Raw genomic sequence first — 19,034 nt, 5'->3', positions numbered from 1 at the left:
GTGGGCTCGGTTGACGTGGGGGCCTGGGGCGCTTGATGAGCTGCTGCCGTGCCATGGTGATCATCTCCCCCCGCCGGGCTGCCTTTAAAACCCGGGGATCGAGCCGTTTACCTCGTATGACGCGGCCGGGCCGGACGAGGTTCGCTGAGCTTATGTCACCGACACTGCCTGTTCGACCGGTTTTCGGGGAGTAATGATCCACGGTTCGCGTCCGGAGGACCGCGGAACGTGTCCGGGATCAGGAGACGATGTCGCGCGTCCGGAAGCGGCGGAAGGCCAGCGCGAACAGGACGGCGGCGTAGGAGACGGAGATGGCGGCGCCCTTGGCCATGCCCGCCCACTGGATCTCGGGCTGCAGGGCGTCCATCCAGGAGTACATCCAGTGCGTCGGGAGGAAGTCGCGCCAGGAGCCGAGCGCGGTGACGGCGTCCAGGATGTTGCTGACGATGACGAGCCCCACCGCGCCGCCGACCGCGCCGAGGGGGGAGTCCGTCGTCACCGAGAGCAGGAACGCCAGGGCGGCGACGACGAGCTGTGCGACGAGGGAGTAGCCGATGATGATCGCCATGCGGCCGAGCGCGGTGCTCACCGGGACGGTGCCGCCGGTCGGGAGCTCGACGTCGCCCCAGCCGAACCCGGCCGTCCCCGCGACGAGCGACATCAGCGGCAGGCTGACGACGGCGACGACCGCGTAGGAGAGGGCGACGATCAGTTTCTGGCGCAGCAGCCGGGCGCGCGGCACGGGCGCGGCGAGCAGGTAGCGCAGGGACGACCAGCCCGCCTCGCTCGCCACCGTGTCACCACAGAACAGGGCGACCGCGACCACCAGCAGGAAACCGGTCGAGACGAACAGGGCGAACAGGGCGAAGTTCAGCGCGGACGACGTGGCGACGTCGACCAGGCTGGGGACGCCGTCCGGGCCCGGATCTCCGCCGATCTTGAACGCGCCGACCAGCACCCAGGGCAGGACGAGCAGGAACGCGAAGGCCACCAGCGTGCGGCGGCGCCGGAACTGCCGGACGGCCTCGACCCGCAGCGGAAGGGTGCGCCGGACGTGGTAGGCGGTCATGAGCCCTCCCCGATGATCTCCAGGAACGCGTCCTCCAGGCGGCGGCCGGACCCGGTGATCTCGGCGACCGGGCCGGCGGCGACGCGGCGGCCGCCCGCCATGACGACGGCGTGCGTGCAGGTCTGCTCGACCTCGGCGAGCAGGTGGCTGGAGACGATGACCGTCCGACCGGCCGCCGCGTACCGGACGAGTACCTCCCGCATCTCGCGGATCTGGGGCGGGTCGAGGCCGTTGGTGGGCTCGTCCAGGACGAGGAGGTCCGGCAGCCCGAGCATGGCCTGCGCTATGGCGAGACGCTGTCGCATCCCCTGCGAGTACGTGCGGACGGCCCGGTCCAGTGCCGAACCCAGGTTGGCTATCTGCAGCGCCTCGTCCAAGTGGGCCTCGTCCAGGGGACGGCCGGTGGCGCGCCAGTAGAGGTCCAGGTTGTCGCGGCCCGAGAGGTGGGGCAGGAACCCGGGCCCCTCTACAAAGGAGCCAAGGCGGGACAGTACAGGTGCGCCCGGGTACACGCGGTGCCCGAAGATGCGGATCGAGCCGGAGTCTGGATGGATCAGGCCCATCAACATGCGCAGCGTCGTCGTCTTTCCTGCACCGTTCGGACCCAGGAGTCCCAGCACCTGGCCCTTCTCCACCCGGAACGACAGGTCGGAGACGGCGAGATGCCCGTTCTTGTAGGCCTTCGTCAGCCCCGATATCTCCAGGGGCACGTCGCTGTCCGTTTCGACGTCGCGCCTACGGCGTCCAGGGAGAAGGATGGCGAGCGCCAATGCGACGGCGGCGACGGGCAGAGCCCACACCCAGACGGGCAGGGGCGCCGGTGCGGCCTTCAACGACGGGACGGACGGGACGGTCAGCGGCGACACCACCTGCACTTTGTAGGACGACGGCGCGGCAGGCGTCGCGAAGCCCATGTCGGTGGTGGCGACGACCAGCCGGAGCCGGTGCCCGCGGTCGAAGCGGTAGTCCATCGCCGGAAGCGTCACCGTGACCTCGCCGCCGGACACCCGGAACGGCGCCGCCAGCCGCCGCGCCGGAGCGGCGGCCCCGCCCGGCGAGACGTCGTAGAGCTTCGCGAACAGCGGCCCGTCCCCGCTGACCTTGAGCCGGACGGTCGGGGCGCCCGTCAGCCACAGCGGACGGTCCAGCGGACGGGTCTCGAACGTGGCGGTCTGCCCTGGCATGTCCGAAGGCAGCTGCCCGCCCAGGGAGCCTCCCAGCGACCCGCCCAGGGATCCGAGCGCCCCCAACCCCGGCAGAGCGGAGATCGACGCGGGCGATCCGCCCGCCGGATTGAAGATCGTCTGCTCGCGCCCGGTCAGCGGCTGGGCCGACGCACCACCGGAAAGACCCGGATACCGCCCCGTCGACGCCTCGTCCACGACGACCGCCTGGGTGGAGGAGTCGAGGCCGCCCGCCCGCGTCACCGTGAACCCGTCCGAGGAAGGCATCGACGACCGCATGAGCCGGGCGTCGAAGAAGTCGCGCACGAGCCCCTCGACCCGCGCGGTCTCCGGGTCGCCGCCGTCGTGCCCGCCCTGGAACCACACCACCGACACCGGTGCGCCGTTCCGCGCGATCGCCCGCGCGTTGGCGTCGGCCTGGTCGAGCGGGAACAACGAGTCGGACTGCCCCTGGACGAGCAGCGTCGGCACCCTGATCCGGTCGGCGACGGATGCGGGGCTCGACCGCCGCAGTATGGCGATCGCCGATTCGGTGGGACGGCCCTTCTCCGCCACCTCCTGGTACATGTCGCACACGGACGGCAGGAATCGCCCGCAGGCCGTTCGTTCCGCGCTGCCGGTGAAGAACAGTCCCGCCCACAGCTTCTTGAACACGCCGTCCGTCGGTTTCGCGCCGGAGGCGGAGTCAGGGAAGAGCGCGTCGGAGAGGCTGTTCCAGGTGATCTGCGGCGCGATGGCGTCCACCCGCCGGTCGTAGGCGGCGGTCATCAGCGCGATCGCGCCGCCGTAGGACTGGCCCGCCATCCCGACGCGGGGGTCGCCGGGGCCGTCGAGCCGGACCTCCGGCCGCCGCGCCAGCCAGTCGATCAGCTGCCGGGCGTCCTTCACCTCGTAGTCGGGCGAGTTGAGGGCGATCTCACCGGTCGAGCGCCCAAAACCCCGCGCCGACCAGGCCAGCACCGCGTATCCGGCGCGGGCGAGGTCGCGCGCCTCGCCGGCGACGTCCCGCTTGGTGCCGCCGAAGCCGTGTCCCAGCAGGACCGCCGGGCCCTTGGCCCGTCCGACCGGCTTGTAGAACGTCGTGTCGAGCGTGACGCGCTGGTCGTCCTTCGGCCCGTCGACGACGTTGACGCGCTGTTCGGAGGTCTGGACGCGGGCGTCGCCGTCGGCCGTCGCCCCCCAGGCCGCGGCCCCGCCCGCCAGTGCCACGGCGACCGCTGCCGACGCCCAGCGCGCGGGCCGTCCCGTCCTGTCCCACCGCGCCCTGAGCGCGCCCGCCCGCCCCATGACCAGAACCCTATGCGCGCCCCGCGCCCGCCCGCTCCGCCCCGAAGCCGATCTTGCCTGCTCCCACCGGGGTACGCGGCCCCCGGGAGCTACGTCTCGCGGTGGACGGGCGGGGCGAGGGCGGCGGTGAACATCGCGGTGAGGCGGTCGGTGAGATCGGCGGGGTCGGCGGCGCGCAGGTCGCCGAGGCCGACCAGGCGCCGCACCGGCCCGCCGCCCATGATGATCGTGGACGCGAGCAGCGCCCGTGCCCGCGCGTCGGGCCCCTCCAGCTGCGCCACCATCGGCTGGACGATCACGTCCTCCAGGTAGCGGAGCAGGATCTCCTTGACCTCGGGGTGGCCCGCCGACCGGTCCAGTATCCGGGACATGGCGGTGACCGAGCGCTGGTCGACATGCCGGACGAAGTGCTCGGCGAGCCGGCGCGGCAGCCCTTCGGGGGCGCCCGCGATGACGCCGCGGATCACCGACTCCCCGGCCAGCACCTCGCCGAACAGCGCCGGCTTGGACCCGAAGTACCGGTGGACCAGCGCCGTGTTCGCCTCGGCGCGCGCGGCGATCATGCGGACGGTGACGCCGTCGTAGCCGTGCTCCCCGAACAGGTCGCGGGCGGCGCCCAGGATGCGGCGCCGGGTGGCCTCCCGGTCGCGCTTGCGCCGCCGCGCGGCCGCGCCGCCGGCCTGTTCCTCGCCCCGCATTCCGCTAGCCCCCGGTCGCCGTTACAGTCGGTGTCCATTATTGCCTGAGTTGCAAGTAAACAAGCGTCTACATACAGTATGTGCAAAGCACAGGTAATTCATCGGAGTTGTGGGGGCAGGGTGGCTCAAGCGAGCGTGGCGTCGCACGGCCCGGCGGCGCCAGAGCCAGCGAGACCGCAGTACACGCACCGTCAGATCCTGGAGATCCTCGCCGGCCTGATGATGGCGATGCTGACGTCGATGATCTCGACGTCGGTGGTCGCCACGGCGCTGCCGACGATCGTCGGGGACCTCGGCGGCCAGGACAAGCTCTCCTGGGTCGCGAGCGCGTCGCTGCTGACCATGACCGCGTCCACGCCGCTGTGGGGCAAGCTGTCGGACATCGCCGGCCGCAAGCTCATGTTCCAGACCGCCCTGCTCATCTTCGTGGCGGCCTCGGTGGGCGCGGGGCTGTCGCAGAACATCGGCCAGCTCATCGCGGCCCGCGCGTTCCAGGGCCTCGGCGTCGGCGGCCTGTCGGCACTGGCCCAGGTCATCCTCGGGGACGTCGTCGAGCCCCGGCAGCGCGGCCGCTACGCCGGGTTCATGGGCGCGGTGTTCGGCGTCTCGACCGTCGCCGGGCCGCTGCTCGGCGGGTTCATCGTGGACGCCGACAGCCTCGGCTGGCGCTGGTGCTTCTACGTGTGCGTGCCGCTCGCGGTCGTCGCGTTCTTCGTCATCCAGAAGGTCCTCAAGCTGCCGAAGGTGCGCCGCGACACCCGCATCGACGTGTTCGGCGCGTTCACCATCACCGGCAGCGCCGCCGTGCTGATGCTGGTGCTGTCCATGGGCGGGACGGAGTTCGAGTGGAACTCCCAGTGGACCTACATCCTGCTCGGCGCCGCCGCCCTGCTGCTCGTGCTGGCGATCGTCGCCGAGCGCGTCGCGCGCGACCCGATCCTGCCGCCCCGGCTGTTCCGCAACCCCACGTTCCTGCTGACCTCGTTCGTCTCCGTCTGCGTCGGCATGGCGATGTTCGGCGTGATGATCTACATGCCGCAGTACCTGCAGATCGTCAAGGGGATGAGCCCGACGACGTCCGGCCTGATGACGCTGCCGCTGGTCGTCGGGATGCTCGTCACCTCCACCGGCTCCGGCCAGGTCGTCACCCGGACGGGCCGCTACAAGATCTTCCCGGTGGTCGGGCTGCTGTGCGTCGCCGGCGGGCTGTACCTGCTGTCGCTGCTGCACACCGACTCGCCCAAGGTCATCGTCGGCGCCGACCTGGCCGTCCTCGGCGTCGGAATGGGCCTCAGCCTGCAGATCCTCATCCTCGCCGCGCAGAACGCCGCCGCGCCCGCCGACCTCGCCTCGACGACGTCCGGCGTCTCGTTCTTCCGCAACCTCGGCGGCGCGATGGGCGTGGCCGCCTTCGGCGCGATCCTCACCAACCGGGTCGCGGACGAGATCACCAGCGGCTTCCGCTCGGCGGGCATTCCCGTGCCGGCCGGCGGCGGCGCGTCCGACCTCGGCTCGCCGGAGGAGATCAGCAAGCTTCCTCCGCAGGTCAGGAGCATCATCCAGGACGCCTTCACCGACTCCCTGGAGACCGTCTTCCTCGTCGGCATCCCCGTCGCCCTGGTCGGCTTCCTCGCGATGCTCGCGCTGAAGGAGCACCCGCTGCGCGGCTCGGCGCACCGCGGCAAGGACGCGCCGCCGCCCGAGGCGCCCCTGACCGACGTCCCCGCGGAGAGCGGCGTCGTGCGCCCGCCGTCGGCGGCGGTGCGGACGGGCGCGGCCGCCGCGGTCGGCGCGGGCCGCCACGCGCGCGGCAACGGCCACCTGGACGACGGCCGCTTCGCCCCGGCCGCCGCGCACCCGGCCCCGCCGGAGGCGCCCGCCCATGCGGCGGCGGCCCCGGCCGCCACGGAGCTGGCGGCCCGGGCGAAGCTCCTCGCCCAGCAGATCGAGCAGGACGCCAACGGCGGCGTCCCGGTGCGCGGCGTGGTGCGGACCCGCGACGGGGAGCCCGTCCCGTCCGCCGCCCTCACCCTCATCGGCGTCGACGGCCACCAGCTCGCCCGGGCGACCACGCGGGAGGACGGGCGGTACGCGCTGCCGACGCCGGGCCCCGGCAGCTACGTGCTGATCGCTGCCACCGGCGGGCACGAGCCGCAGGCCGCGACCCTCGTCGTCGGCGACCGGCCGATCGAGTTCGACCTGCTGCTGGCCGGCAGCGGCGGCCTCGCCGGAACGGTCCGCAGCGCGGACGGCACCCCCATCGTGAACGCGATGGTCGTCATCACCGACGTGCGCGGCGACGTCGTCGGCACCGGCCGCAGCGACGCCGACGGCCGCTACACGTTCTCCGACCTCATGTCCGGCGCCTACACGCTCGCCGTCAGCGCCGCCGCGCACCGCCCGGTCGCGATGCCGGTGGAGGTGACGGGGAACGGCCAGACGCGGATGGACGTGGAGATGCCGCCCGGCGCCCGGATCCGCGGAACGGTCCGCAACGAGGCGGGCGAGCCGGTCGGCGAGGCGCGGGTCACGCTCGTCGACGCCGCCGGCAACGTCATCGCCATGGTCATCACCGGATCGGACGGCGAGTACGCCTTCACCGACCTCACCGGCGGCCAGTACACGATGATCGCGTCCGGATATCCTCCGGTCGCGACCGGTCTGTCGCTGTCCGGCGGCGGGCTGGACGATCACGACCTGAAGCTCGGCTACCCCGACGAGTGACCGACACGAGCGAGCCCGGGCCGCCGCAGGCGGCGGCCACGAGACACGGAACCTGGAGTGCGGGTCGTTGATGGACGCGAACCGAGGTCTGCGCGGAACGGTGCGGACGAAGGACGGCTGGGCGGTGCGGCACGCCATCGTCACGGTCATGAACCTGGCGGGCGACCAGGTCGCGCGCGAGCAGACCGGGGAGGACGGCGTGCTCGCCGCCGGCCCGCTGCCCGCCGGCACCTACACGGTGATCGTGACGGCCATGGGGTTCCATCCGGCCGCCGCCACGATGATCGTGTCCGGCGCGGGCACCGCCGACATCGGGAAGGTCGTGCTCGGCCGGGCGGGCGGCGCCGAGCTCCCGCCGCCCGGCATCTGGACGATCGACCCGGCGCACTCCAACATCGGCGCCGTCGCGCAGCACATCGGCCTGTCCAGCGTCCGCGGCCGGTTCGCCGCCTTCGAGGGACGCGTCGAGATCACCGAGCCGGTGGAGAACTCCCGCGTGACCGCGCGCATCGAGGCGGCGTCCATCGAGACCGGCAACAAGATGCGCGATGACCACCTGCGCTCGGCCGACTTCCTGAACGCCGACGTCCACCCCGCCCTCACCTACGAGGGCCACGGCCTGACCAGCATCGGACCCGACCGCTGGACGGTGCACGGCCACCTCACCCTCAACGGCATCACCCAGCCCGTCGACCTCGACATGACCTACCTCGGCACCGGCCCGGACCCGTGGGGCGGCACCCGCGCCGCCTTCCGCGCCACCGCCGAACTGCCCCGCAAGGACTTCGCCATCCGCTTCAACCAGATCGTGGAAGCGGGCATCTCCCTGGTAGGCGAGAGCCTGAAGGTCGAACTGGAGATCCAGGCCCTCCACGGAGAAGCGCTGCCGTAAGAACAAGCCGCGCAACGACCCAGGCCCGTACAGCAACCCCGCAACAACCTCAAGGGTCGCGATCGCGTCCGAAGGCAGATTCGAGCGAAGCAAGAATCTGATCGCGCAGCGAGCCGCAAGGCGAGTCGGAGCGATGCCAGCGATCGCCCCGCGTTTCTCGACGATGGAGGGCCTCCAGGCCCGAAGGAGGAGAGAAACGCAATCAGCTCGCGCGGCCCTTGAGCTGGCGGACCAGGGCGTTCGCGGAGGTGCGGTCGGGGGAGCCGGTGACCACGACCTTTCCGTCGGTGATGGCCATGTCGACGCGCGGCAGCGTGACCAGGCGGTCGCGGACGACGAAGGCCAGGTCGCGGCCGACCGTCGCGCGGGTCAGCTTGGCGAACGCGCGGCGGTCCCCGGGCCGCAGCGTCACCGCCACGTCGTACCCGCCCGGCTTCACCCGCGACTTCTGCACGCGCAGGTCGGCGACCTTGTGGATCGCGATCCCCTGGGTGAGCCGGTAGCAGGTCAACCCGGTGGCGGCCTGTCCGGTGATGCCCTGCGTCCCGGCGGGGCACTGCCCCGGCAGCACCTGCGCGACCGGGTAGATGTGCAGCGGGGCGGCCAGCGTCACCGGGCGCGTCCGCATCGAGGACGCGATCATCCCGCCGGTCACCGCGACGGCCGCGATCAGCAGCCCCAGCGTGAGCACCATGACCAGCAGCGCCGACCGGTGCTGGTCGGCGGCTCTCGCGGGCGCGACCTCCCGGTACGCGCGGCCCTGCCGCCGCGCCGCCCGGCTCCGCTTCATCTCCGCGGCTTCCCGCTGCCGCTGCGCGGCCCGCGCCCGCCGCCTTTCGGCCTCCGTGCCCGGCGGTCGGGTGGCCGCGGGCAGAACGGCCGTCGTGGCCCGGGAGCGCCGGCCTCCGTCGCGCAGGCTCTCCTGACCCAACGCCTCGGCGGGGTCGCGGCCCGGCTCAGGCCCGGCCTTCAGGGGACGGGTGTCGCCGGGCGGGACGGTCTCGCCGGGCGGGACGGAGGCGGGAGTTCCAGGCCGCGTCGTCGGTTGGGGCCGCGTCGTCTCGGCGGCGTCTTCGGGGATGAGCGGGGAGGGCGGGGGCGGCCACGTCGAGCTCTTGGCCGGGGTCGCCGGTTCGGCGGACGAGGCGGGAGGCGTCGGGGCGGGTGCGGGTTCCTCGTTTCGCTGACGACCCCTGTTACGGCGCGGTATGACCCGCATCGTCACCTCCCGGTTCATGATCTCCTCAGTCTGTCAGGCGGGGACGCCGCCGCGCAGGACGTCCCGCCCGGAAGACCACCGCGGATCGCCGGACGGCCGGCACGTGAGGAAACGTGCCCCGTTCGGGGGCCTCCAAGCATGCGCAGGCCCGGCCCCCGGGCGACGCGGGGCCGGGCCTGCGGAGACGTCCGGGAGGACGCCGTCAGTCGATGCGCCAGGTGTCGCCGCTGCCGAGCAGGGCCGCGAGGTCGCCCTCGCCCTGGGCCTGGACGGCCTCGTCGAGCTGGGCCCGCATCAGCTCGTCGTAGGACGGGCGGTCGACGTCCCGGAAGATGCCGATCGGGGTGTGCTCGAACGCCGGCTGGTCCAGCCGCGAGAGCGCGAACGCCTGCGACGGGTCGGGGTTGTGGGTGTCGTGCACGGCGATCTCGGCCGGGTCCACGTCCGCGATGTTCACGACCTCGAACGACCCGGACGGGGTGCGGCGCAGCGCCTTGTCACGGTCCGCCCCGAACACGATGGGCTCGCCGTGCTCCAGCCGGACGGTGACGTCGTCGCGCACCGCAGGGTCCTTCAGCGGGTCGAACGCGCCGTCGTTGAAGATGTTGCAGTTCTGGTAGATCTCGACGAGCGCGGTGCCGCGGTGCTGCGCGGCGGCCCGCAGCACCGAATGCAGGTGCTTGCGGTCGGAGTCGATGGTGCGGGCGACGAACGTGCCCTCCGCGCCGATCGCGAGCGACAGCGGGTTGAAGGGGGCGTCGAGCGAGCCCATCGGCGTCGACTTGGTGATCTTGCCGAGCTCCGAGGTCGGCGAGTACTGGCCCTTCGTCAGCCCGTAGATCCGGTTGTTGAACAGCAGGATCTTGAGGTTGACGTTGCGGCGCAGCGCGTGGATCAGGTGGTTGCCGCCGATGGACAGCGAGTCGCCGTCCCCCGTCACCACCCACACCGACAGGTCCGGACGGGACGTGGCGAGGCCCGTCGCGATCGCGGGCGCGCGGCCGTGGATCGAGTGGAACCCGTAGGTGTTCATGTAGTACGGGAACCGCGACGAGCAGCCGATGCCGGAGACGAACGTGATGTTCTCGCGGCGCAGCCCGAGCTCGGGAAGGAACGACTGGACGGCCGCGAGGACCGCGTAGTCACCGCACCCGGGGCACCAGCGCACCTCCTGGTCGGTCTTGAAGTCCTTCATCGACTGCTTCCCGTCCGCCTTCGGGACGAGGGAGAGCAGGCTGCGGCCGTTCCCCGAGCCGTTGCCGTTGCCGTTGGCGGAACCGTTGCCGCTGGCTCCGTTGTCACTCACTGTCGATCACATCCTGGATGACGCCCTGGAGCTCTTCGGCCTTGAAGGGCAGGCCGCGGACCTGGTTGTAGCCGATCACGTCGATGAACAGCCGGCCGCGCAGCAGCAGCGCGAGCTGGCCGAGGTTGATCTCAGGGACGATCACCTTGTCGTAGGAGCGCAGCACCTCGGCCAGGTTCGCCGGGAACGGGTTGAGGTGCCGCAGGTGGGCCTGTGCGATGGGACGCCCGGACGCCCGGACGCGCCGGACGGCCGCGGAGATGGCCCCGAACGTCCCGCCCCAGCCCATCACCAGGACGCGGGCCGCGCCGGACGGGTCGTCCACGGCGAGCGGCTCGATGTCGCCCGCGATCCCGTCGACCTTGGCCTGGCGGAGCCGGACCATGCGGTCGTGGTTGGCGGGGTCGTAGGAGATGTTGCCGGTGACGTCGGCCTTCTCCAGCCCGCCGATCCGGTGCTCCAGCCCGGCGGTGCCGGGGACCGCCCACGGGCGGGCGAGGGTGGCCGGGTCGCGCTCGAACGGCTGGAACTCCTCCTGCGACGGCTCGGCGAAGTTCGGATCGATCTTCGGCAGCGTCGCCACGTCCGGCAGCCGCCACGGCTCGGAGCCGTTGGCGAGGTAGCCGTCCGACAGCAGGATCACCGGTGTGCGGTACTTCACCGCGATCCGCGCCGCCTCGATCGTCGCGTCGAAGCAGTCCGACGGGGACTGCGGCGCGATCACCGGGACGGGCGCCTCGCCGTTGCGGCCGTACATGGCCTGCAGCAGGTCGGCCTGCTCGGTCTTGGTCGGCAGCCCGGTGGACGGGCCGGCCCGCTGCACGTCGATGACCAGCAGCGGAAGCTCGGTCGCGACGCCGAGGCCGATCGTCTCGCTCTTCAGCGCGATGCCGGGCCCCGACGTCGTGGTGACGCCGAGCGACCCGCCGAAGGAGGCGCCGAGCGCCGCGCCGACCGCGGCGATCTCGTCCTCGGCCTGGAAGGTGCGCACGCCGAACCGCTTGTGCTTGGAGATCTCGTGCAGGATGTCGGACGCCGGCGTGATCGGGTAGGAGCCGAGGAAGATCGGCAGCCCGCTCTGCACGCCCGCCGCGACCAGCCCGTACGCCAGCGCCAGGTTCCCGGTGATGTTGCGGTAGAGCCCCGGCTCGTGCTCGGCCGGCTTGATCTCGTACTGCACCGAGAACGCCTCGGTGGTCTCGCCGTAGGACCAGCCCGCCTGGAAGGCCGCGATGTTGGCCTTCATGATCTCGGGCTTGCTGGCGAACTTGCGCTCCAGAAAGGCCAGTGTCCCCTCGGTGGGACGGTGGTACAGCCACGACAGCAGGCCGAGCGCGAACATGTTCTTCGCGCGCTCGGCGTCCTTCTTGGAGATGTCGAAGTCCTCGAGCGCCTTCACCGTCATCGAGGTCAGCGGCAGCGCGTGGACCCGGTACTCCGACAGCGAGTCGTCCTCGACGGGGCTGGCCGCGTAGCCGACCTTGGCGAGGTTGCGCTTGCTGAACTCGTCGGTGTTGACGATGAGGTCGGCGCCGTTCGGAAGATCCCCGACGTTCGCCTTGAGGGCGGCGGGGTTCATCGCGACCAGGACGTTGGGCGCGTCGCCCGGCGTCAGGATGTCGTGGTCGGCGAAGTGCAACTGGAAACTGGACACGCCGGGGAGGGTCCCGGCGGGGGCGCGGATTTCGGCCGGGAAGTTCGGCAACGTGGAAAGGTCGTTGCCGAACGCCGCGGTCTCCTGGGTGAAGCGGTCGCCGGTCAGCTGCATGCCGTCGCCGGAGTCTCCGGCGAAGCGGATGATGACGCGGTCGAGCTGCTGGACCTGTTTGGTCACAGAGGAAGACCTCCTCGACGCGCAGCATCCGTCCTGGGGGAGGCACCCAGGATCGTGATGCTACTTAGGCTTACCTTCATGGTATGTCCGGGACGGGATGGGTTGGCGGGGACGGGCCGCACACTGGGATGACCGCGCAGGAAGGACGCGCGTTCCTCGCCCGGTGCCGGTGGCCGCGCGTCATGGAGGCGAGCGACGGGCGGCGAACGCACCGCAGGTCCTATCGGGCGATACGACCTGGACGGGTCCCCGGGTTCATCCCGAACACAGGCAGCTGCGCTGGCGGCACAGGTCGACGTGCAGACGCCGGACCAGCAGCGCGGGACTCGTCGAGGAGCAGCCGCTCCCCAGAGGCGTGGAGTTCACGACCCGAAGTGTAGACAGCCGGAATCCCGTTCGACCGCACCGCCCCTGAACGTGGGGTTCACGGTGCCCCTGGTGTCTGTGATGTGGCGATTTCTGGCCGCTCGGAGCGCTTGACCGACGGCTCGCCCGACACCGTCGGACCCGGCGTGCCCGGAGCCGCCTTCGTCACCGCCTCGCGCTCGCGGTCGACGCGGGCGAGGAGTTTCGGCACGTCGGCGACGTCGACGGCCTCGCCGACGACGCGCGCCTTCGCCTCGTAGGGGTAGGAGCCGGGGTTGTCGAGGGCGGCGCGCATCCAGTGCCGCCACAGTTTGCTCGTCACGGTGCAACGCAGGACGAGCGAGCGGTTGGCCGGGACCGGTCCGGACCCCGTGCACATCCCGAGCGGCTTTCCCCTGGACGAGATCGCCGCCCGCAGCGCGGCGCGCGCGCCGTCCGGCACCGCCGCGGGTTCGGTGAGGGTGGCGGGCATGTTCACCGTGCAGCCGCTGGTGTTCTGGTCGCAGTTGCTGAACGCCAGCGTCCCCGGCGTGAAGCGCAGGCCGGGATCGGCCGCGCCGCCGAGCCGGGCCACCCGCGGACGCAGCTCGGCGAGCAGCGTCGCCGGGGCCGCCACGGGCGCGACGGTGAAGCGCTGCGCCGCCTGCCCGTCCGGCCGCACCGCCAGCAGCCGGTACGGGGCCTCCGCCGTGAGCACGTACTCCGCGCCGGACGCCTTGACCTTGAAGGCGCGGACGCCGTTCACGCTCTCCGTGGGCGGTTTCGCCGGGGCCTTCTTCAGCGACCTGGCGATCGCCTTGGGGCCGAGGACGTCCGGGACGTCGAAACCGGGCACCGACGCGGGCGCCTTGGACCAGCGTCCCGCGTAGTACTCCGGGTGCGCGACGCCGGTCGCGTAGGTCTGCCAGAACGCCGTCCCGGCCTTGATGTAGGTGTCGCCGCCGATCGCGACGACCTCCGCCGTCAGCACGCCCGCGGTGAGCGTGCCGCTCGCCGCCCCCGCCGGTGTCACGCGCAGCCGCGCCTGGACGGGCCGGCCGCTGATCGTCAGGGTGCCGTCGTAGCGCAGCCCCGTCCCGGAGCTGAGGGCCTGGCCGGCCGCGACCGTCCACGCGGGAGGCGGGGCCGCCACGGTCGCCTTCGGCTTCTTCTTCGGGGACTCCCCGCCCCCGGTGAGCGCCACGGCCGCCACCGCTCCGACCACGACCACGACGGCCGCCGCGCCGGCGACGACCACCACGCGCCGGCCCCGCGGCCCGCGCGGCCGTCCCGGCGGGACGGGGCCACTCGGCGAGAACGCCGTGCCCGGTTCGCCGGGAGGGCCCGCCACAGGCGGGAAGTCAGCGCCGGGCGAAGCGGCGGAGGCCGGGCCCGGGGGGACGAAGGAGGGCGTACCGCGCGGGTCGGTGGGGGTCGCACCCGGATCCGACCCGGGGGTAGCCGTGCCGGCCGCGTCCGGACCGGCGGGGGAGCCCGCGCCGGGTGGGGCCTGGCCGCCGGCGACGCGTACGTCCCCGGGGTGGGGGCCCTGCGGGCCGGGGGCGCCCTGGTTCGGGCGGCCGTCCGGGCGGGGGGCGGCGCCCCCGGAATCGTCCGGGGACGGGGGTCGGGAAGAGGCCGTCGGTGACGGCTCGTCCTGTTCAGCGCTCACTCGGGGCTCACTCTGCTCACTTCCGGGGCCAGGTACCGGCCCGACCGTCAGACACAAAGCAAGGGATCATGGAGGCGTCCCCCGGTGGGTGCCGACGGGCTCGGGAACGTTCCGGGGGGAAGGGCGGCCGCCGGGCCCTGGAGGGGCCGTCCACCAAGAGCATAAGGGTGCCCGGCGGCGCGTCCCCCCGGAAGGGGAGGAGCGCCGCCGGGCACCCCTGCGGTCGAGGATCAGCGCGCGAGGCGCCTCACCTGCGGCGTCATTCGCTGTCGAGACCGTTCTGCAGACCGGACACCTCTTCGGAGGTGGCGCCGATCACCTTGTACTCCGCGTGCTTGTAGAAGGTGCCGCCGGTCGCCTTCGCCCAGCTCGTCCACGCGCTGCTGACGACCCGGCAGCTCGTCCACTGGGAGAGGCTGCTGGTGATCGTGACGTGGGCGGTGCAGTTGCCGAGGTCGCGGCCGGTCAGCGTGCCGGCGGTGAGCCGGAACCGCACGTCGATCGTGACGGGCTTCTCCACGTCGTACGGCGGCCGGATCTTGGCCTCGACCGTGCAGCCGGAGTTGCCGTTGCAGCCGCCCCTCTTCCACTCGTCGACCGTCGGCTTCGACGAGGCGTTGAAGGAGTCCTTCAGCTCGCCCATGCTGGTGCGCATGTCCGAGATCAGGGACGAGGCGTCGCTGGAGTCCTTCGGGGTGACGTCGAGCGCGACACGCGGCGTGGTGGCCTCGTAGCGCAGCAGCTCGGCGTCGTCCTCGTCGGTGATGTAGAGCGTGGAGGAGAAGGTGCTGAACTTGAGCGCCTTCTTGCCCATCCAGGTCGTCTCGATCGGCTTGACGCGCGACAGCCGGGCCGAGCGGATCTTGCTCGCCAGCGCCGTCGGCGACAGCTGCTCCTTGAAGTCGAGGTCGAGCTCGTCCGCGCCCAGCCGGCCCCACTGGTCACCCGAGGTGAGGTAGTAGGGGGTGTCGGTGGAGGAGATCTGCCGCGTCCAGTAGCTCCGGTCGCCCTTCACGAACAGCTTGCCGTCGGCCGACAGCACGGTGACCTGGTCGCTGTTCCAGGTGACGGGCCCCATCGCGCGGCCGCCCTTGGTGACGTTCAGCTCGCCGCGCAGCGTCTCGCTGCCGCCGAACGTGCCCTTCAGCGAGACCGCGCGCGCGGCGTCCATGTTGGTCGCGGCCGCGGTCAGCTTCTCTTCGGGGGACTTGCCGCTGCCCTTGGCCACCACGAACACCACGACCGCGATGATCACAAGGAGGACGACGCCGCCGCCGACGAGGCCGATCACCAGGCCGCCGCCACCGCCGCGCCTCGGCGGCGGCATCGGCGGGCCCATCGGGGCGCCGGGGGGCGGGGGGAAGAAGGGGGGCGGTGTTCCGGGACCTCCGAAGCCGCCGGGCGGGGGCGGCCCGCCCGGACCGCCGGGTCCGCCGGGACCGGGCCCGCCCGGGCCCGCTGGCGGCGGCGGAGGCGGCCAGGAGGCCCCACCCGGGGATTCCCAGCCCGGGGGAGGCGGGGGGTTGCTCATCCGGTCACGTCCTTCCAGGTCAAAACCGACCCATGCGAATCTAGTGTGCAGCAAGAGCATGACATTGTGATCCTCCAGGGGGGAGGTACGAAGTCACACTCCTCGATGCTGCTTCGCGAGATACTGGATGTGACGCACGCGAGGAGGATCTGGTGCATAACTATTTCGACACATATGTCGTCCTGGCCGTCTTGCTCCTCGCGGGCGCCGCTCTCGTGGGGGGAGCGCTGGCGGCGAACCGGCTGCTGCGGCCTCATCGTCCCACGGTCGAGAAGTTGACGACGTACGAGTGCGGCGTCGACCCGGTCGGCGAGGGCTGGGCCCACTCCTACGTGCGCTACTACGTCTTCGCCTACCTCTACGTGGTGTTCGCGGTGGACGCGGTGTTCCTCTTCCCCTGGGCGACCGTCTTCGCCGCCCCGGGCTACGGGGCCACGACGCTCGGCGAGATGTTCGTCTTCCTGGCGTTCCTGGCCGCGGGGCTCGCGTACGCGGGCAAGAAGGGCGTCCTGTCCTGGGTCTGACGCCCCGAGCGCTGTAACAATGGCGTCGTGGGCACCATCGATCTTCCCCCGCCGAGCGTCGGGCCGCTGTCGCGGCTCGCGCCCAAGCCGATCAGGTTCGTGCTCAACTGGGGCCGCCGCTACTCACTCTGGGTCTTCAACTTCGGCCTGGCCTGCTGCGCCATCGAGTTCATCGCGACGTCGATGAGCCGGCACGACTTCATCCGGCTCGGCGTCATCCCGTTCGCGCCCGGTCCGCGGCAGGCCGACCTGATGGTCGTCTCGGGCACCGTCAGCGACAAGATGGCCCCCGCGGTGCGCCGCCTCTACGAGCAGATGCCCGAACCCAAGTACGTCATCTCCTTCGGCGCCTGCTCCAACTGCGGCGGCCCGTACTGGGACTCCTACTGCGTGACCAAGGGCGTCGACCAGATCATCCCGGTCGACGTCTACGTGCCCGGTTGCCCGCCCCGCCCGGAGGCGCTGCTGCAGGGCATCGTCCACCTCCAGGAGAAGATCGCGGCCGAGTCGCTCGGCGACCGCTACGGCGGGGCCGGCGACGGCGGGGAGCCCGTCGCCCCGCCGCCGGCGCCGCGTCCGATCCCGGCCACCGTCCTGCGCCGCCCGCTCCAGCCGCCGCCTCCGCCCGACCAGCACGAGACCTTCGAGCACTGGAACAGCCTGGAGGACGAAGGCCAGGAGGCCCCGGAGAACGCGGCGACGGAGCAAGAGACAGCGGAGCAAGAGGCCGCGGAGCAGGCGGTGACGGACCACGAGGCCACGGAGAACGAGACGCTGCCCGTCCGGCATCTCGGCGATGCGGAGGCCACGGCCGAGGCCCGGCCGGAGCCCGAGGCGCCGCCCGTCAAGCCGACGGACACCACGCAGCCGGTCCGGCACCTCACCGAGGCCGAGGCCGAGGTCGCGGCGAAGCCGGCACCTGAGCCTGGGCCGCCCGTCGAGCCTCCCGTCGATCCGACCGACATCACCCAGCCCGTCTGGCACCTCGGCGAGGCCGACGCCTCGGCCGAGCCCGAACACGAACACGAACCGGAGCCGGAGGGCGCCACGCCCCCCGGCGGGCCGACCGACACCACGCAGCCCGTTCACATGGTCGAGGACCAGGACGTCACCGCGCCCGTCCCGGCGGTGGAGGACGACGATCCCGGCCCCGACCCCTCGCACGATCCTTCGATCATCCCCGGACTGGTGGACGACGACCACGACGACCAGATCGGACGTGACCGATGAGCCCGCAGCCCCCGGGAGCGGAACTCGCGGACGCCTGGACGGGACGCTTCGGCGACGAGGTCACCACCGAGGAGACCTTCGGGGGGCTGGCCGTCGGGGTGGCGCCCGAGCTCTGGGTGGACGCGCTCACCTTCGCGCGCGACGAGCTGGCCTGCGGTTTCTTCGACTGGCTGACCGGCGTGGACGAACTGGAGGAGGGCTTCGCGGTCGTCGTCCACGTGTACTCGCTGGAGCGCCGCCACCACCTGCTGGTCCGCACGCGCGTCACGAAGCGGGCGCCCGTGCTGGCGACGGCTACGGGCGTCTACCGGGGCGCCGCGTGGCACGAGCGGGAGACGTCGGAGATGTTCGGCATCCTGTTCGAGGGCCATCCGAACCTCGTCCCGCTGCTGCTGCCGGACGGGTTCGAGGGCCACCCGCTGCGCAAGGACTTCGTCCTCGCCGCCCGCGTCGCCAAGCCGTGGCCGGGCGCGAAGGAACCGGGCGAGTCCGGGCACGGCGCGCCGAGCCGCCGCCGCGTCCGCCCGCCCGGGGTCCCGGAGGGCTGGGGGCCCCATGCTTGAGATCGTGGTCAAGCTGGTGCTGGTCGCGGGCGCCTTCGCGGTGCTCCCGCTGCTGGTGGGGCAGGCCGAGCACAAGGTGATGGCGCACATGCAGGGCCGCCTCGGCCCCATGTACGCGGGCGGTTTCCACGGCTGGGCGCAGCTCGTCGCCGACGGCGTCAAGTTCGCCCAGAAGGAGGACGTGGTCCCGCGCGACGCCGACCGGTGGGTGTTCAAGCTGGCGCCGGGCGTGGCGATCGTCCCGTACCTGCTGGTGCTGCTGGTGGTCCCGGTCGGGCCCGGCGGGCAGGTCGCGCTCGACCTCGGCCCCGGGGTGTTCTTCGCGCTCGCCGTGATGGGCGTCGGCGTGATCGGCGCGATCATGGCGGGCTGGGCGAGCGCGAACAAGTACTCGCTCCTCGGCGGGATGCGGGTCGCGGCGCAGCTGATGTCCTACGAGCTGCCGATGGTGTTCGCGGCGTCGTCGGTGGCGATGGCGGCGGGAACGCTGTCACTCCAGGGCGTCGTGGAGGAGTGGCGCTGGTGGTGGCTGCCGTGGCAGGCGGTCGGCGGCGTCGTGTTCTTCGTCGCGGGCCTGGCGGAGCTGCGGCGCCCGCCGTTCGACATGCCGGTCGCCGACTCAGAGATCATCTTCGGTCCGTACACGGAGTACGGCGGGCTGCGCTTCGCGCTGTTCATCCTGGCGGAGTACGCCGGGATCGTCGTGCTGTGCGCGCTGACGACCGTGCTGTTCCTCGGCGGGTGGAAGGGCCCGTTCCTGAACACCGAGCTGGGCTGGCTCTGGACGCTGCTGAAGGTCGCCGTGCTGGCGTTCTGCGTGATCTGGCTGCGGGTCAGCTACCCGCGCATGCGCGAGGACCAGCTGCAGAAGCTCGCCTGGGCGTGGCTCGTCCCGCTGTCGCTGGCCCAGCTCGCGCTGACCGGCGTCCTCAGGGTCGCCCTCTGAGCCGCCCATC

The 19,034-nt window shown here is 72.2% G+C and carries 14 protein-coding genes; 6 read left to right on the top strand and 8 right to left on the bottom strand.

Features of this window, described 5'->3' with window-relative positions:
- Positions 1 to 238: 238 nt before the first annotated feature.
- From BJ999_RS38370 to BJ999_RS38360, 3 genes are all read right to left on the bottom strand, one after another.
- Positions 239 to 1,069 (bottom strand): ABC transporter permease, encoded by an 831-nt coding sequence (locus BJ999_RS38370; RefSeq protein WP_179837764.1) that lies wholly within the window; start codon positions 1,067 to 1,069, stop codon positions 239 to 241.
- Complete coding sequence (locus BJ999_RS38365) at positions 1,066 to 3,540, bottom strand: alpha/beta fold hydrolase (RefSeq protein ID WP_179837763.1); 2,475 nt, start codon at positions 3,538 to 3,540, stop codon at positions 1,066 to 1,068. Before BJ999_RS38365 ends, BJ999_RS38370 begins: the two co-directional genes overlap by 4 nt.
- Positions 3,541 to 3,629: 89 nt before the next feature.
- Positions 3,630 to 4,238: a TetR/AcrR family transcriptional regulator gene (locus BJ999_RS38360; RefSeq protein ID WP_179837762.1), complete on the bottom strand. Its 609-nt coding sequence runs from the start codon at positions 4,236 to 4,238 to the stop codon at positions 3,630 to 3,632.
- A 120-nt stretch (positions 4,239 to 4,358) separates the two neighbouring features.
- On the opposite strand from BJ999_RS38360, the gene BJ999_RS43875 reads away from it, so the two are divergent.
- Together BJ999_RS43875 and BJ999_RS38350 are read left to right on the top strand one after the other, a co-directional pair.
- Positions 4,359 to 6,962, top strand: a complete 2,604-nt coding sequence (locus tag BJ999_RS43875) for an MFS transporter (RefSeq protein WP_308427283.1) — start codon at positions 4,359 to 4,361, stop codon at positions 6,960 to 6,962.
- 70 nt (positions 6,963 to 7,032) lie between these two features.
- Positions 7,033 to 7,854: a YceI family protein gene (locus tag BJ999_RS38350; RefSeq protein ID WP_179837760.1), complete on the top strand. Its 822-nt coding sequence runs from the start codon at positions 7,033 to 7,035 to the stop codon at positions 7,852 to 7,854.
- 202 nt (positions 7,855 to 8,056) lie between these two features.
- Here BJ999_RS38350 and BJ999_RS38345 read toward each other — a convergent pair whose 3' ends face one another.
- From BJ999_RS38345 to BJ999_RS38325, 5 genes are all read right to left on the bottom strand, one after another.
- Entirely contained in the window at positions 8,057 to 9,091 is a 1,035-nt protein-coding gene (locus BJ999_RS38345; RefSeq protein ID WP_229810611.1) for a SecDF P1 head subdomain-containing protein, read from the bottom strand.
- Positions 9,092 to 9,275: 184 nt separating this feature from the next.
- Positions 9,276 to 10,379, bottom strand: coding sequence for a 2-oxoacid:ferredoxin oxidoreductase subunit beta (locus BJ999_RS38340; protein ID WP_229810610.1), 1,104 nt, complete (start codon positions 10,377 to 10,379; stop codon positions 9,276 to 9,278).
- Complete coding sequence (locus BJ999_RS38335; RefSeq protein WP_179837759.1) at positions 10,372 to 12,213, bottom strand: 2-oxoacid:acceptor oxidoreductase subunit alpha; 1,842 nt, start codon at positions 12,211 to 12,213, stop codon at positions 10,372 to 10,374. The genes BJ999_RS38340 and BJ999_RS38335 overlap by 8 nt, the downstream gene beginning before the upstream one ends.
- Before the next feature lie 424 nt (positions 12,214 to 12,637).
- Complete coding sequence (locus BJ999_RS38330; protein ID WP_179837758.1) at positions 12,638 to 13,819, bottom strand: LolA-like protein; 1,182 nt, start codon at positions 13,817 to 13,819, stop codon at positions 12,638 to 12,640.
- A 670-nt stretch (positions 13,820 to 14,489) separates the two neighbouring features.
- Entirely contained in the window at positions 14,490 to 15,557 is a 1,068-nt protein-coding gene (locus BJ999_RS38325; RefSeq protein ID WP_229810609.1) for a hypothetical protein, read from the bottom strand.
- A 356-nt stretch (positions 15,558 to 15,913) separates the two neighbouring features.
- On the opposite strand from BJ999_RS38325, the gene BJ999_RS38320 reads away from it, so the two are divergent.
- The 4 genes from BJ999_RS38320 to BJ999_RS38305 are packed head-to-tail and all read left to right on the top strand — an operon-like array spanning position 15,914 to position 19,024.
- The gene (locus tag BJ999_RS38320) at positions 15,914 to 16,285 is read left to right on the top strand and encodes an NADH-quinone oxidoreductase subunit A (protein WP_179837756.1); all 372 of its coding nucleotides are present in this window, start codon (positions 15,914 to 15,916) and stop codon (positions 16,283 to 16,285) included.
- A 27-nt stretch (positions 16,286 to 16,312) separates the two neighbouring features.
- Positions 16,313 to 17,515 carry an NADH-quinone oxidoreductase subunit B gene (locus tag BJ999_RS44195; protein ID WP_179837755.1) on the top strand — a complete coding sequence of 401 codons (1,203 nt, stop codon included), beginning with the start codon at positions 16,313 to 16,315 and terminating at the stop codon, positions 17,513 to 17,515.
- Entirely contained in the window at positions 17,512 to 18,078 is a 567-nt protein-coding gene (locus tag BJ999_RS38310; protein ID WP_179837754.1) for an NADH-quinone oxidoreductase subunit C, read from the top strand. Before BJ999_RS44195 ends, BJ999_RS38310 begins: the two co-directional genes overlap by 4 nt.
- Positions 18,071 to 19,024, top strand: a complete 954-nt coding sequence (locus BJ999_RS38305) for a complex I subunit 1/NuoH family protein (protein WP_179837753.1) — start codon at positions 18,071 to 18,073, stop codon at positions 19,022 to 19,024. The genes BJ999_RS38310 and BJ999_RS38305 overlap by 8 nt, the downstream gene beginning before the upstream one ends.
- Positions 19,025 to 19,034: the final 10 nt, after the last annotated feature.

It is taken from the genome of Actinomadura citrea, from assembly GCF_013409045.1.
Taxonomy (GTDB): domain Bacteria; phylum Actinomycetota; class Actinomycetes; order Streptosporangiales; family Streptosporangiaceae; genus Spirillospora; species Spirillospora citrea.
The sequence above is the reverse complement of the archived record's forward strand: the minus strand, read 5'-3'. Positions and strand labels throughout refer to the sequence as shown.